We start from the raw sequence: 12,577 nt of genomic DNA on the forward strand, positions 1-12,577 counted from the left end.
TCCCGCCCCCGGCGCGACAGACCGCCCACCGGACGCCCGATTTCCACCATGAACATTACCGTCGACAAGCAGCCAAACTGCACCGCCACTCTTCGTGTCGAAGTTCCTTCAGACGCCGTCTCTTCCGAACGCGAAAAGATCCTCAAAGCCTACAGCTCGCAGGCCAAAATCCAAGGATTCCGTCCCGGCAAGGCACCACGCAAGGTCATTGAAACCCGCTACAAGGATTCCATCTCCGACGAACTTCAGGAGCGCCTGGTGCGCAAGGCCTTCGATGAGGCTCTGAAAAAGGAAGCACTCAAGGTTCTCAACTTCGGCAACCCGGCCGATTTTTCCCAAAATCCGGATGGTTCGGTGAGCTTCAACTCGACCCTCACCCTCGCTCCGGAAATCGAACTTCCCGAATACAAGGGCGTCGCCGTCAAGGAGCCCTCCGCTGAAGTCAGCCAGGAGGAAATCGACAAGAACCTCGAATCCCTGCGCGAGCGTTTCGCGGAATATGAAGACATCGAGGACCGGGCCGCTGAAAATGGCGACCTCGCCGTTCTCGACTACACCTCCACGCTCGACGGCAAGCCTCTCGAAGAGGCCGTGGGCAAGCCGGTGGGTTACCTGGCAAGCCGTGAAGGCTTCTGGATGAAAATTGATGAACAGTCCTTCCTCCCCGGCTTCACCGCACAGTTGGTCGGTGCCAGGCCCGGCGACGAAAAGGAAATCACCGTCACGGTCCCGGACGACTTCCCGGTCGCTGATCTCCACGGTAAGGAGCTTGTCTTCTCCGTCTCAGTCAAGGAACTCAAGCAGGCCAAGCTTCCCGATCTCGACGACGAACTCGCTGCCAAGCTCACCGGCGGAAAGAACCTCGACGAATTGAAGCAGCTCGTCTCCCAGCAGATGACGATCGAAAAGCGTCGCAAGATCGATGACTACAAGGTCAACCAGATCGTTGAGCACTTCAACAGTCAGGTCGATTTCGAACTTCCTGAAGAACTGCTCCGCCACGAAACCCAGAGTCAGGCGGACACCCTCGTCAGGCGCGGAGCCGAGTCCGGCATGAGTGAGGACGAACTCGCCGCCCAGCAGGCCGAGATCTTCGCCACGGCCGGAATTCAAGCGCGCACCAACCTGAAAACCAACTTCATCCTTCAGGAAATCGCCAACGCCGAAAACATCGTGGTCAGCGATCAGGAACTGGTCCAGCACCTCGCCACCATCGCGAATCAGCGTAAGGAAAACCCGAAGAAATTCATCAAGCAACTTCAGAAGGAAGGCCGCATCTCTGGCATCCGGAATTCCATGCTGATCGGCAAGGCCATTGACTTCGTGCTTGAGCACGCGACCATTGAAGAGGTTTCCGGCGAGCCGGAAGAATCCGATTCCACTGATCAATGAACAACTTCCCCACTTCCCTGCCCACCGCAGGCGGACCACAGAACAACTACTACGTTCCCACCGTCATCGAACAAGACGGTCGGGGCGAACGCGCTTTCGACATCTATTCGAGACTGCTCAAGGACCGCATCATCTTCATCGGCACACCGATCGACGACTTCGTCGCCAACTCGGTCATCGCCCAGCTCCTTTTCCTGCAGATGCAGGACAATAAAAAGGACATCCACATCTATATCAACAGCCCGGGTGGCTCCGTCACCGCCGGTCTGGCAATGTACGATACGATGCAGTTCCTGACCTGCGACGTGAACACCTACTGCATCGGCATCGCCGCTTCGATGGGATCCGTCCTACTGACCGCGGGCACCAAGGGCAAACGCTTCTGTCTCCCGAACTCCCACGTCATGATTCACCAGGTCTCCGGTGGCGCCCAGGGCACCGCTTCGGATGTCGAGCGGACCATCGGCTTCATGTTCAACCTGAAGAAGCGCCTCAACGGCATTCTCGCCAAACACTCGGGGAAAACCGTCGAAGAGGTTGAAAAAGATTCCGACCGCGACAATTACATGACCGGTGAGGAAGCCGTCGCCTATGGCTTGGTCGACAAGGTTCTCGAGAGCCGGAAAGAGCTCCCTGAATCCGTCGCGGAAGCTACTGCTGACGCAGATGACGGAAAAAAGACCGAAGATTAACGACTTTCAGGTTACTCTCAAGGCGTCGGCGGAATCCTCCGTCGGCGCCTTTTTCCCGTCTCCACCCCACTGACCCGATGGCACGCGCCTCCAACCTCACGATGTGCTCTTTCTGCGGGAAGAGTCACTCAGAAGTGAAAAAGCTCATCGCCGGCCCCGGCGTCTATATTTGCAACGAGTGCGTCGACGTTTGTTCTAACATCCTCGACAAGGAACTTTCTGCCAATGAAGCCAAACCGAAGGGCGGCGGCCGCAGCAGCTCCAAGCGCAAACTTCTTTCTCCCGCCGAACTCCGCGCCAAACTCGACGACTTCGTGATCGGGCAGGAACAGGCCAAGAAGGTTCTGTCCGTCGCGGTCTATAATCACTATCAGCGTCTGAATCAGGACATTCCGCTGGAAAACGACGAGTTCGCCGAAGTGGAAATCGAAAAGTCCAACGTGCTGCTCCTCGGCCCGACCGGATCCGGCAAGACCCTGCTCGCCCGCACGCTCGCCCGCCTTCTCGACGTTCCTTTCTGCATCGTCGATGCCACCACACTCACCGAAGCCGGCTATGTCGGCGAAGACGTCGAGAACATCATCCTGCGTCTCCTTCAAGCTTCCGACTTCGATGTCGAGCGCGCCGAACAAGGCATCATCTATGTTGATGAGATCGACAAGATCGGCCGCAAGACCGACAACGTCTCCATCACCCGCGATGTCTCCGGCGAAGGCGTCCAGCAGGCCCTCCTCAAAATTCTTGAAGGCACCGTTTGCAACGTTCCCCCTCAAGGTGGACGCAAGCACCCGCAGCAGGAATACATCCAGATCAACACCGAGAAAATCCTCTTCGTCTGTGGTGGTGCCTTCGTCGGCCTCGAAGACATCATTCAGCGTCGAATGGGTGCCAGCACCCTCGGTTTCCATCAGATCGAAGATGAAAAGAACGCCAAACCCGGCGACATCCTCGAGAAGGTCCAACCCGAAGACCTCCTCCACTTTGGCCTGATCCCGGAATTCATCGGCCGCCTCCCCGTCATCTCCTCGCTGCGCAAGCTGACCGAAGACGAACTCGTCTCGATCCTCACCGAGCCAAAGAACGCCCTCGTCAAACAATACGGCAAACAGCTCGCGCTCAACGGCGTGAAACTGCGCGTCACCCGCGACGCCCTGCGCGCCCTCGCCGAAGAAGCGGTGGAGCGTGGCACCGGTGCCCGTGCCCTGCGCTCGATCTTCGAGCGCATGATGCTCGACATCATGTATGACATCCCCTCGCGTGACGACGTCGAGGCCGTCACCATCAACCGCCAGGTGGTCAAAGGCGACAAGCCACCCGGCATCCGCAAGCGCCGCAGCGACAAGGACGCCGCGTAGGGAGAGCGGGCAATTCTGCCCGCTCGAATCACTGCGGGCAGAATCGTCCGCTCTCCTCACATCTTTAGAGGCAGCCCGATCTCGGAAAAGCCGTCACTCCTGACGCCATAGTTCCTAGATTCCCAGACACACATGCCCTGTTGCATGCCAGCGGCGTTTCCCCTACATTTCCAGCATGAGCACCGTTCTCGAAGCCGCCGAAATCTCGGCTACTGGAGCTGACCGCACAGCCTTTAACCTCGCGGTTTGGGACAAAATCATCGCCGACCCCGAGTTCGCCGCAATGCCCTACCGCTTCGAGACCGACGAACACGGACAGATCATCATGTCGCCTCCAGCATCGCCTGACCATTCGGACAAACAATTCAAGATTGCCTCTGCCATCAGCCGGATGGCGCCGACCGGAAAGGTTCTTCCCGAATGCCCCATTTCGACAGTGGGAGGCGTCAAGGCCGCCGACGTCGCCTGGTGCTCACCGGAAATCTGGCTAGCATCAAAGGGCAAATCCTGCCTCGTCCGAGCTCCCGAAATCTGTGTCGAGATTCTCTCTCCATCGAATACCGACAGCGAGATCGAAGAAAAGAAACAGCTCTACTTCGAAGCTGGTGCCCGCGAGTTCTGGCTCTGCTCCGTCGATGGAGAAATGAGTTTCTTCTCATCCGAAGGACCCATCCCCACCTCGCGTCTCTGCCCCGACTTCCCGGATCAAATCTCCTAACCCAGCAATCTCATCGGAGTGGCGCTTTCCCAAGCGCCATGAGTGGGCAAGGCGACTTTCCAGTCACCCCGCACCTCATGATTGCCGTAGCCCCATGCATTCGCTTCACTCCCTCATGCGCTGGCCGCTTCTCCTCTTTCCCCTGACCCTCCACGCTCAGGACCTCCCCGACCCGGACGAGGCCGCCTACCCCGCCATCGAACGTTTCGTCCAGGTCCTCGAAGAGGTCCGTCAGCGACATCCCGACGCCGACAAGCTCGCCTACGATCGCCTGGTCAACCACGCCCTCGAGGGCATGCTGGCATCTCTCGATCCCCACTCCTCCTTCATTCACCCGGAGATGGCGGCGATGATGAAGGAAAACCCGGAACTCGTTCCCCACGTCCCATCACTCGGTCTGACTCTCGGCTGGCGCGACGATGGACCTTACCTCGCCAATACTCTTCCTGGCTCACCAGCCGCCACACTTCTGCCTGGCTCACGCCTCCTTGAGCTCGATGGCCAGGACGCCCTCGAACTTCCACCCGAGGATCTCCTTTCCCGGCTCCAGCGACAACCCGGCGAAACCAGCAAGCTTCTGCTCAAGTCCCCCGCCGACGCTCAGCCCATCGAAATCACCCTCACCCACCGGGCCGTCGATAACCGTGCGGTGACTCACTCCCACCTCATCGCAGACACCGAGCCCCCGGCCGGCTACGTCCGTCTCGCCTCCTTCACCGATGCCGCTCCACGCGAAATCGAAGCCGCCCTCGATGAGCTCGAGGACGCCGGCATGAAACGCCTCATCCTCGACCTGCGCGGCAACCCTGGCGGCTCCCTTCCCGCGACCGTTAAAATCCTCGGCTACTTCCTCCCACCATCCACCGAAGTCGTCACTACCCGTGGTCGAAGTGAAAAAGCCCAAGGCGGGCCTCTCAAGACTCCCGACCGTCAACGCCGCCAACGCGAATACCCGATCACAATCCTGATCGACCGCCTCTCAGCCTCCGCCTCCGAACTCACCGCCGGAGCCCTTCAGGACCTTAAGCGTGCCACCGTCATCGGCGAAACCTCCTACGGCAAAGGCTCCGTCCAGAACATCATCCCGATGGGCGGTGGCACCGCGCTGCGCCTCACCATCGCCACCTACCACACTCCCAGTGGCAACACGCCCCACCTCAAGGGCATCAGCCCCGATGTCGAAATCGAGTTCACCGACGAGCTCCGAGAAAAATTTGCCCTCTCCCTGCGTCGCGACTCTCTGACACCGGAAGAATCCGCCGAGCTCAAAGACTGGCAGGATCCCGTCATCAAGGCCGCCCTTGAAAGCGATTGATAAAAAGTGGCATGACCGTCCCAGTCATGATTCCCGAGATTCCAATCCATCGTACAACGACCCATTCACTCACTCATGACCGAGACGGTCATGCCACAAGTTGACCTATTCAGAAGCCGTGCTCCTCCTCGCCATCGAATCCTCCTGCGACGAAACCGCCGTCGCGATCCTCTCCGGAGAACCCGGCCAGCCCGCCCGGATCCTCGCTTCGGAAATCGCCAGCCAGATCGAGCTCCACCGCGTCTATGGCGGCGTCGTCCCCGAACTCGCCTCGCGCAATCATTCCCTCCACCTGCGGCCACTTGTCGAACAGGCTTTGGCAACGGCTGCGATCTCCCTGAAGGACATCGACTGCTTTGCCGCCACCTCCGGCCCCGGCCTCGCCTCGTCACTACTGATCGGCGCCACCGCCGCCAAAGCCCTCGCTGTCGCTGCAGGAAAGCCCTTCATTGCCGTCAACCATCTCGAAGGTCACCTGCTCTCTCCCTTCGTCGCCACCGGCAAGGTCCCGCCACACGTCGCGCTGATTGTTTCCGGTGGTCATACTCTGCTGCTCGACGTCGCAAAGCCCGGCCACTACCGCCGCCTCGGATCGACCCGTGATGACGCCGCCGGCGAAGCCTTCGACAAGGTCGGCAAGATGCTCGGCCTCCCCTATCCCGGCGGACCCGAGATCGAAAAGACCGCCAAGGGAGGAAACACCGAAGCCTTCAGCTTCCCACGATCGATGCTCAAAGACCCCAGCTTCGATTTTTCCTTCTCGGGCCTGAAGACCGCCGTCCTCTACACCCTCACCGACCGCAATCCTGACTACGGCACTCCCCGTACTTCCGATTTGCCCGACCTCTGCGCTTCGTTCCAAAAGGCCGTCATCGATGTCCTCATCGCCAAAACGCTCCGGGCCGCACGACATACCGGACGCGACACCATCGCCTTGTCCGGCGGGGTTTCACTCAACCAGGCACTGCGCCACGCCTTCACCGCTGCCTGCGCCAAGGAGGGACTCACGCTCCTGACGGCCGACTCAGGACTCTGCACCGACAATGCGGCCATGATCGCCTTTGCCGCCCTGCTGCAGCACTTCGATGGCCACCAATCGCCGCTCGACGAAGACATCGATCCCAACCTCGCGCTGGCAACCTGACTTCAATGGCGCGATTTAGTCCTTGGCGCATCGGTCATCATCGCGGTTTCTAGTGGCGACGCGATGGCATACCGAACGATCATATTCGACTTCGACGGCACCCTTGCGGATACGCTCGAGGAGAGCCGTCAGATTTTCAACCGTCTCGCCCCGGACTACAAGCTGCGCCAGGTCTCTGCCGAAGAGCTTCCCGCACTCCGTCACTTTTCCCTCAAGGAACTGCTCCGTCACCTCGGGATTCCGAAGCGCCGCGTCCCGGGCCTGATTGCCCGTGGCACCTCAATGATGCGCGGAAATGTCACGAATCTCGATCTAATCGAAGGAATCGACGCCATCCTGCCCCAGCTCAGGGAGCGCTGTGATGCCTTTGGTGTCCTGACTTCAAACGCCCCGGCCAACGTTGATCTATTTCTCCGTGCCAAAGGCTTGCGCGGGCTCTTCAACTTCATCTCGTCAACCTCCAAACTCACGGGAAAGGCCAAGCACCTTCGAGCCATTCGGAAGACCTTTTCCCTGAAGTCTGAGGAAATGCTCTACGTCGGAGACGAAATCCGTGACATCAAGGCCTCGAAGAAGGCGGGAATTCCCGTGGCCGCCGTGACCTGGGGCTTCAATTCCCCCGAAGCCCTGACTGCAGAAACTCCGGAACACCTGATTTCCTCCCCCGGCGAGTTTCTAGCCCTTCTTCCTCCTGAATAAACGAAACACACTCCGCATTCGACAAATCCCGGTCCCCTCCCTCATTTTCCCTGCATGAGCGACGAGCCCAAAGATCAACCGACAAACGATGTCACCGAAGTGGTGGTCGAAGCCCCGGAATCCTCTCCTTCGAAGTACCGTGCCCCCTCCCCGGTCATCCTTGCCTTTTGCATGGTCATCGTCGGCCTGCTCATCGTTCTCATCATCCAAGGAACCAGCGGGTCGGGAGGCAGCGCCGAGATGAGCAAGAAGGAGCGCCAGACTCTCGAGGAGGAATTCCTGCGGGCGGACATCAAATCCAGCCGGGCCAGACTCAATCGCGAACGCATCGCCATGGGCCTTGAACCCCTCGCCGGAGAGAATCAAGCGGAAGCCGCCGAGGAAGTCGCGGCCCGGCTGAAATCCGATGCCGAAACCCTCGCCTCGCTGGCCGGTAGCTTCCAGATCCTGCTCGAGGACAAGGACCGCGATCTCGACCTCGCCCGCAAGGAAGCCATCGACTCACTCAAGGAAGCCCAGCGCATCCGCGAACTGCTTGAAGCCGTCCGGATCGAACGCGACAAGGCGCTCCTCGAAGCGACACGCAACAGCACGCTCCAAGGACAGCTCGACGCCGCCAACAATCGCATCGCTTTGCTCGACGCAGAACTTCTTCGACTCCGCGACGAACCTGCCCGACTCCAACAAGAGCTCCTCGCCTGCCAATCGGAGCGCTCGCAGTTGATGGACCGCATCGCCCAACTGGAGTCCGAACTGAACCGGGTCAACCTCTTCGCGACGACCGAGAATCAAATCATGAAGGAAGCCATCGCGCTCTTCCGTGAACTCCGTAAGCTCGAAGGAAAGCCCGATTCCGAGATCATGGCAGCCTACTCCAGTTTCGGAAAAAAACTCGGCGCAGAGGTGCTCAAGAAGTGCGACTTCGCCACAGGCTCTGCTGAAGTGGCCCCGGAATTGCGGTCCGGTTTGATGGATACCGTCGCCGAAGTACCCGAAGGTGCGATGATTTTCGTCGTCGGCTACGCTTCGCGCACCGGAAATGTCGACAGCAACCGCACCCTCTCCTCGGACCGGGCCACCGCTGTCGCTCAGCTCCTCGACGCAGCGAAAAGCCCCAACCAGCGAGTCCAGGCCGTCTACCTCGGCCAGACGGACCGATTCAGCGGAAGCGTCCCCGAGCGCAACCAGATCGTCGAAATCTGGCAGATCGTTGCACCGATGCAGTAGTCACTGCAGCGCATTGAAATACCACTCGGCGAGCTTCCAGCCTCCAAAAAGCCAGGTCAGGGCCCCAAGCACAAGGAATGGCCCGAAGGGCAACTGCTTGCCAAAACCGATGCGACCCAAGGCCGCTCCGGCAATGGCATAGAGCGAACTGACCAACAGCGTGAAGAAGACACCCGACCAACCGAAGAAGGCACCGATCACGCCCATCAGGTGAACGTCGCCCATTCCCATCGCCTCGCGCGGGATCACGGCACTGGCCGAAGTTCCCTCGAGGGACTCGATATCCTCCAACTCGACCTTTTCTCCGTTGGGCAATTCGATCCCGTTCTCCCGCAGGATCAGCGTCCCGGCTTCGACCTCATTCCCGTTCAGTCGGATCGACTTGGCCTCAATGACCAACTTGTCGGAAGGCCTGAAGAAGATGTCCCACCACTCGATCTTCTCCTCTTCCATGTGGAAAACAATCGTCTCCTCCTCAGTCTTGGGCTCCTCCAGATGCCAAGCGACCGGTTCTTCGAAACTCAGCTGCTTGCGGCCGAAAGCCAGCTTCCCTAACAGCACCACGGCCCATAAGCCAAAGAAGCCGATCACCCATCCGATCAAGGCCTGATAGAGTCCACCCAACCAACTCGGATCGGACGATGCCCACGCCGCCATGTCCGGCAGCACCGGCATCAGCGCAGCAGCAATGAACCCAGCCACCGTGCCACTGATCGTCAACTCCAGCGGAATGATCAAATGCTCGGCATCAATGAACGCGATCGCGACAAAGGTCGCCGTCATGAACCAAAGGGGAAACAGGGCAAGCATCTGGACGCTGAACTCCTTGCCGCCCGTGTGCTGAACCACCACCCAGCCAACCACCGCAAACAGAACCGCCGTCACCAGCTCGACGATGAAGTAGCGTGACGGGATCGGTGCCTTGCAGCTCACGCACTTCCCCTTCAACGCGAGCCAACTGACCAGCGGGATATTGAGCCTCATCGGGATCTCACTCTTGCACTTCGGACAAAAGGACCTCTTCGGATCATTCACGGATAACCCGAGGGGCAATCGGTAGATCACCACATTCAGGAAGGATCCGATGCAGGCCCCGATAAGGAAGGCCGGCAGAAACCACAGCGGATGATCAAGAGGCGGATAAATCACGCCCAAGAGTGAACATGATTCCAATCATTTCGGAAATCCGAAATTTCGGAGCCGCGTCGGAGTGGCGCTTCGCCAAGCGCCATAAGAGGGAAAGGCGGCTTTCAGCCGCCCCATTAACCCTTTTTCCCAAACCTTTTCTCCAGAACCTCCCGCCGAAACCCGAAGATCTTTTTCAGCTTCGGCCCCACGAAGATCCCGTGCCCCAACTCTCCAAACGGCCAGAAAGGCATCGCGTAGCATACCAGATCCTTCATCAGCACCCCACCCTCCACTTCCTCAAACCAATGCCGATGGTGCCAGAACTTGTAGGGCCCGAAACGTTGCTCATCGACAAAAGACTTCCCCTCGTCGACCGCCTTGATCTCGGTCACCCAAGGAATCCAGACCCCGGGAAGCATCTTCACCTTGTAGGTGATGATCTGCCCCTCGTGCATGGTATCCGAGCGAAGGCTCTCGATCTTGAAACCCAGCTCAGGTGGCGTGATCTCATCCAGATTCCGCGGCGATGAAAAGAACTCCCACGCCTCTTTTATGGAAATCGGAAGAAACTGTTCCTGTTCGAGCGTGTGAATCATGGCGCGCTAAAAGAGCAGTGCCCCAGCATTCGTCAACAGGTCAGACTACTTCGTAAGCTCGATGGTGAACGCCCGCTGAGGCACTCCATCGACATCGCGGATGCAGGCCGTCACGATCGGCACCTCCTTCGACCAGTCGATGGACAGGGTTCCGAAATTCACCGGACGGAAATTCTTTCCAACCCGCCACTTGTTCGGCTCGTCCTTCGTTCCGCCCAAAGCAAGATTCAGGCTGCTTGAGGTGACTTCATACAAAGGATAGCCACAGCGTTCCTCCATCATCGAAACCTCTGACAGGTGGCGATCTCCACTCAGAAGAATCACCGGTGGCACCTCCTTCTCCGCCAGCAACGAGAACAAGCGCTCGCGCTCCTTGGGAAAGTTCTCCCACTTCTCGAAACGATGATCCTCGGGCAAGACCTGAATCGAGGAGACCAGCACATTCACCTGGGCGGTGCTTTCGCGCAGCATCTTCTCCAGCCAACTCCATTGGGCCTCACCAAGAATCGTCCCGTTCGAGCCAATCGGATCCCGGTGATAACGTGTGTCTAACAGGATTACCCGAACCATCTTTCCCGGGATGCCGAAATCCTCGACGTCGTAGACTCCCTCGCGCTTTCTTCTGACGCTTCCTTCGGGTTCATCCAGAAAGTCGAGGAACACCTGCTGCGACTCGCGCTTCATTGGATACTCGGCACCTGCATCGTTGTCCCCATAGTCGTGATCATCCCAGGTTCCGATCACTTTCGATATCGAACGCAGACGCGCGTAGGCGGGATTCTCCCTCACCACCTGAAATTTCTCGGCCATCACCGCCATGTCCTCGGTATCGCCATAGATGTTGTCCCCCATCCAGATGAAGACATCCGGCTTCAAAGCCGCCACCGCCTCCATCGCCGGCGCCGCCATCGTTTGCTTGTAACACGAGGCAAAAGCGATCTGACGAACCGGCCCCTTTTCCGCCTCCGTTTCTTTGGCGGAAAGAGGCAAGAGACACATCAGGAACATCGTGGCAGGCAAAAATCTCATGCCTCCATCAATGCACCGCGATTCCCGCTGGCAAGTTCATTCCTGAGCCAGAGCCAATGATTCCCCTGGTGCCCGGTTGCGTTCATCGACCTGCGCATTCAGCGTGAAGAAATCGTAGAGATAGCCAATCCCGACCAAGCCGCCGGTCAGCAACCACAAAATCCCCGTCCATACCTTGCCGAGGTAAAAGCGATGAATTCCGAAAACCCCGACGAAGGTCTGCAGGATCCAGGCCACCGAGTAGTCTGCGGGTCCACGTGCATACTTCTTCGCCGCATCCCGCTCCATGCCGGGAATCAGAAACAAGTCGATCAGCCACCCGATACCCAACAGCCCGAGCGTGAAAAACCAGATCACTCCCGAAATCTGCTTTCCGAAATAAAAGCGGTGCGCGCCGAGAAATCCAAAAATCCAGAGCAGATAGCCGACCGTTTTGCTGTGAGTGGGTTGAACCGGGTTTGTCATGCCCCGATTCTCCCATGTTCGCGTTCCACCGCCATGAGAAACACCAGGGGATTCTGGAACGGACGGAAAAACCTTTAGCGGACCTTGGGAATGACCACCGGATCCGAAATGTGGGCGGGAAGCTCATCAAGCTCGCTCGCAGCAAATTCGCTGACCATCCCTCCAATTCGCAAAGCAAAACGCTTTCCGCCAATGGCAGGGGTCACCACCACAGGCCAATCAGGGTAGGAATCTGTATTCATCCCGGGCAAGTAGAGCCATTCTCCCTTGGCGGCCTTAGGAGTTATCATCTCAAACCGCCCATCCGACACACCGAAGGCTTCAAATTGATTCAGCACATGATCCCCAGTCAATGGGAGGCTCGTCCCTGTTGCCTTTCTCACCTGATCTGCAAGATCATCCGAAGGATAGTTCCCAAATTCCTCCTCAAACTCAAAAAGCAGCAAGACGGCACCCATCAACTCACGCACCATTTCAAGCTGCTTCTCACGTTCGTTCATTCTCATGATCGACCTGACTCCGACCACGGAAAGCAACGATAGAACCACCCAAAGAACGGCCCAGACAAACCACGAGGCTCGCTTCGACTTGGCGGCCCTTGGAATACCTTCTTCAGTCTGGACGTTTTCACGAACCATTGGACCGAAGGCTAGGCTGTCCTGAGCGCCAAATCAACGAAACTCCGCCCATTCAAGCCTTCGCCTTCTTCTCCATCCGCTTGCGGACGTTCGGATCGAGGATGCGCTTGCGCAGGCGGATGTTGTTCGGAGTCGCTTCCACCAGCTCATCCTGCTCGATGTATTCGATGGCGCGCTCA

14 protein-coding genes are annotated in these 12,577 nt (G+C 58.4%); 8 read left to right on the top strand and 6 right to left on the bottom strand.

The genetic code is table 11. The features are described 5' to 3' along the window. Positions 1 to 48: 48 nt before the first annotated feature. The 8 genes from tig (at position 49) to WBG04_RS17165 (ending at position 8,542) form a co-directional block, all read left to right on the top strand. The gene (gene tig / locus WBG04_RS17130; RefSeq protein ID WP_424315915.1) at positions 49 to 1,392 is read left to right on the top strand and encodes a trigger factor; all 1,344 of its coding nucleotides are present in this window, start codon (positions 49 to 51) and stop codon (positions 1,390 to 1,392) included. Then, on the top strand, positions 1,389 to 2,084 hold the full coding sequence (locus WBG04_RS17135; protein WP_424315917.1) for an ATP-dependent Clp protease proteolytic subunit: 696 nt from the start codon (positions 1,389 to 1,391) through the stop codon (positions 2,082 to 2,084). The genes tig and WBG04_RS17135 overlap by 4 nt, the downstream gene beginning before the upstream one ends. 77 nt (positions 2,085 to 2,161) lie before the next feature. Further along, positions 2,162 to 3,439 (top strand): ATP-dependent Clp protease ATP-binding subunit ClpX, encoded by a 1,278-nt coding sequence (gene clpX, locus WBG04_RS17140; RefSeq protein ID WP_424315919.1) that lies wholly within the window; start codon positions 2,162 to 2,164, stop codon positions 3,437 to 3,439. 175 nt (positions 3,440 to 3,614) lie between these two features. Continuing rightward, complete coding sequence (locus tag WBG04_RS17145) at positions 3,615 to 4,157, top strand: Uma2 family endonuclease (protein ID WP_424315921.1); 543 nt, start codon at positions 3,615 to 3,617, stop codon at positions 4,155 to 4,157. A gap of 94 nt (positions 4,158 to 4,251) precedes the next feature. Then, entirely contained in the window at positions 4,252 to 5,472 is a 1,221-nt protein-coding gene (locus WBG04_RS17150; RefSeq protein ID WP_424315923.1) for a S41 family peptidase, read from the top strand. A gap of 118 nt (positions 5,473 to 5,590) precedes the next feature. Beyond that, positions 5,591 to 6,616, top strand: coding sequence for a tRNA (adenosine(37)-N6)-threonylcarbamoyltransferase complex transferase subunit TsaD (gene tsaD, locus WBG04_RS17155; protein ID WP_424315925.1), 1,026 nt, complete (start codon positions 5,591 to 5,593; stop codon positions 6,614 to 6,616). A gap of 63 nt (positions 6,617 to 6,679) precedes the next feature. Next, positions 6,680 to 7,315, top strand: a complete 636-nt coding sequence (locus WBG04_RS17160) for an HAD hydrolase-like protein (RefSeq protein WP_424315927.1) — start codon at positions 6,680 to 6,682, stop codon at positions 7,313 to 7,315. A gap of 54 nt (positions 7,316 to 7,369) precedes the next feature. After that, positions 7,370 to 8,542 carry an OmpA family protein gene (locus WBG04_RS17165; protein WP_424315930.1) on the top strand — a complete coding sequence of 391 codons (1,173 nt, stop codon included), beginning with the start codon at positions 7,370 to 7,372 and terminating at the stop codon, positions 8,540 to 8,542. Here WBG04_RS17165 and WBG04_RS17170 read toward each other — a convergent pair whose 3' ends face one another. From WBG04_RS17170 to WBG04_RS17195, 6 genes are all read right to left on the bottom strand, one after another. Then, positions 8,543 to 9,691, bottom strand: coding sequence for a prepilin peptidase (locus tag WBG04_RS17170; protein WP_424315932.1), 1,149 nt, complete (start codon positions 9,689 to 9,691; stop codon positions 8,543 to 8,545). Between the two features lie 113 nt (positions 9,692 to 9,804). Further along, positions 9,805 to 10,266 carry an SRPBCC family protein gene (locus tag WBG04_RS17175; protein WP_424315934.1) on the bottom strand — a complete coding sequence of 154 codons (462 nt, stop codon included), beginning with the start codon at positions 10,264 to 10,266 and terminating at the stop codon, positions 9,805 to 9,807. Positions 10,267 to 10,311: 45 nt separating this feature from the next. Beyond that, the gene (locus WBG04_RS17180) at positions 10,312 to 11,295 is read right to left on the bottom strand and encodes an alkaline phosphatase D family protein (RefSeq protein ID WP_424315935.1); all 984 of its coding nucleotides are present in this window, start codon (positions 11,293 to 11,295) and stop codon (positions 10,312 to 10,314) included. Between the two features lie 36 nt (positions 11,296 to 11,331). Then, positions 11,332 to 11,760 carry an NINE protein gene (locus WBG04_RS17185; protein ID WP_424315936.1) on the bottom strand — a complete coding sequence of 143 codons (429 nt, stop codon included), beginning with the start codon at positions 11,758 to 11,760 and terminating at the stop codon, positions 11,332 to 11,334. A 74-nt stretch (positions 11,761 to 11,834) separates the two neighbouring features. Further along, complete coding sequence (locus WBG04_RS17190; protein ID WP_424315937.1) at positions 11,835 to 12,266, bottom strand: hypothetical protein; 432 nt, start codon at positions 12,264 to 12,266, stop codon at positions 11,835 to 11,837. A gap of 184 nt (positions 12,267 to 12,450) precedes the next feature. Continuing rightward, positions 12,451 to 12,567 (bottom strand): hypothetical protein, encoded by a 117-nt coding sequence (locus WBG04_RS17195; protein ID WP_424315938.1) that lies wholly within the window; start codon positions 12,565 to 12,567, stop codon positions 12,451 to 12,453. Positions 12,568 to 12,577 lie beyond the last annotated feature (10 nt).

Source organism: Haloferula sp. (genome assembly GCF_049672945.1).
In the GTDB taxonomy this organism is placed as follows: Bacteria; Verrucomicrobiota; Verrucomicrobiia; order Verrucomicrobiales; family Akkermansiaceae; genus Haloferula.

Bases quoted from the DNA above. Each gene is read 5' to 3' on its own strand.
- tig (WP_424315915.1), top strand. From the start codon at position 49: ATGAACATTACCGTCGACAAGCAGCCAAACTGCACCGCCACTCTTCGT.
- WBG04_RS17135 (WP_424315917.1), top strand. From the start codon at position 1,389: ATGAACAACTTCCCCACTTCCCTGCCCACCGCAGGCGGACCACAGAAC.
- clpX (WP_424315919.1), top strand. From the start codon at position 2,162: ATGGCACGCGCCTCCAACCTCACGATGTGCTCTTTCTGCGGGAAGAGT.
- WBG04_RS17145 (WP_424315921.1), top strand. From the start codon at position 3,615: ATGAGCACCGTTCTCGAAGCCGCCGAAATCTCGGCTACTGGAGCTGAC.
- WBG04_RS17150 (WP_424315923.1), top strand. From the start codon at position 4,252: ATGCATTCGCTTCACTCCCTCATGCGCTGGCCGCTTCTCCTCTTTCCC.
- WBG04_RS17160 (WP_424315927.1), top strand. From the start codon at position 6,680: ATGGCATACCGAACGATCATATTCGACTTCGACGGCACCCTTGCGGAT.
- WBG04_RS17165 (WP_424315930.1), top strand. From the start codon at position 7,370: ATGAGCGACGAGCCCAAAGATCAACCGACAAACGATGTCACCGAAGTG.
- WBG04_RS17175 (WP_424315934.1), bottom strand. From the start codon at position 10,266: ATGATTCACACGCTCGAACAGGAACAGTTTCTTCCGATTTCCATAAAA.
- WBG04_RS17180 (WP_424315935.1), bottom strand. From the start codon at position 11,295: ATGAGATTTTTGCCTGCCACGATGTTCCTGATGTGTCTCTTGCCTCTT.
- WBG04_RS17185 (WP_424315936.1), bottom strand. From the start codon at position 11,760: ATGACAAACCCGGTTCAACCCACTCACAGCAAAACGGTCGGCTATCTG.
- WBG04_RS17190 (WP_424315937.1), bottom strand. From the start codon at position 12,266: ATGAGAATGAACGAACGTGAGAAGCAGCTTGAAATGGTGCGTGAGTTG.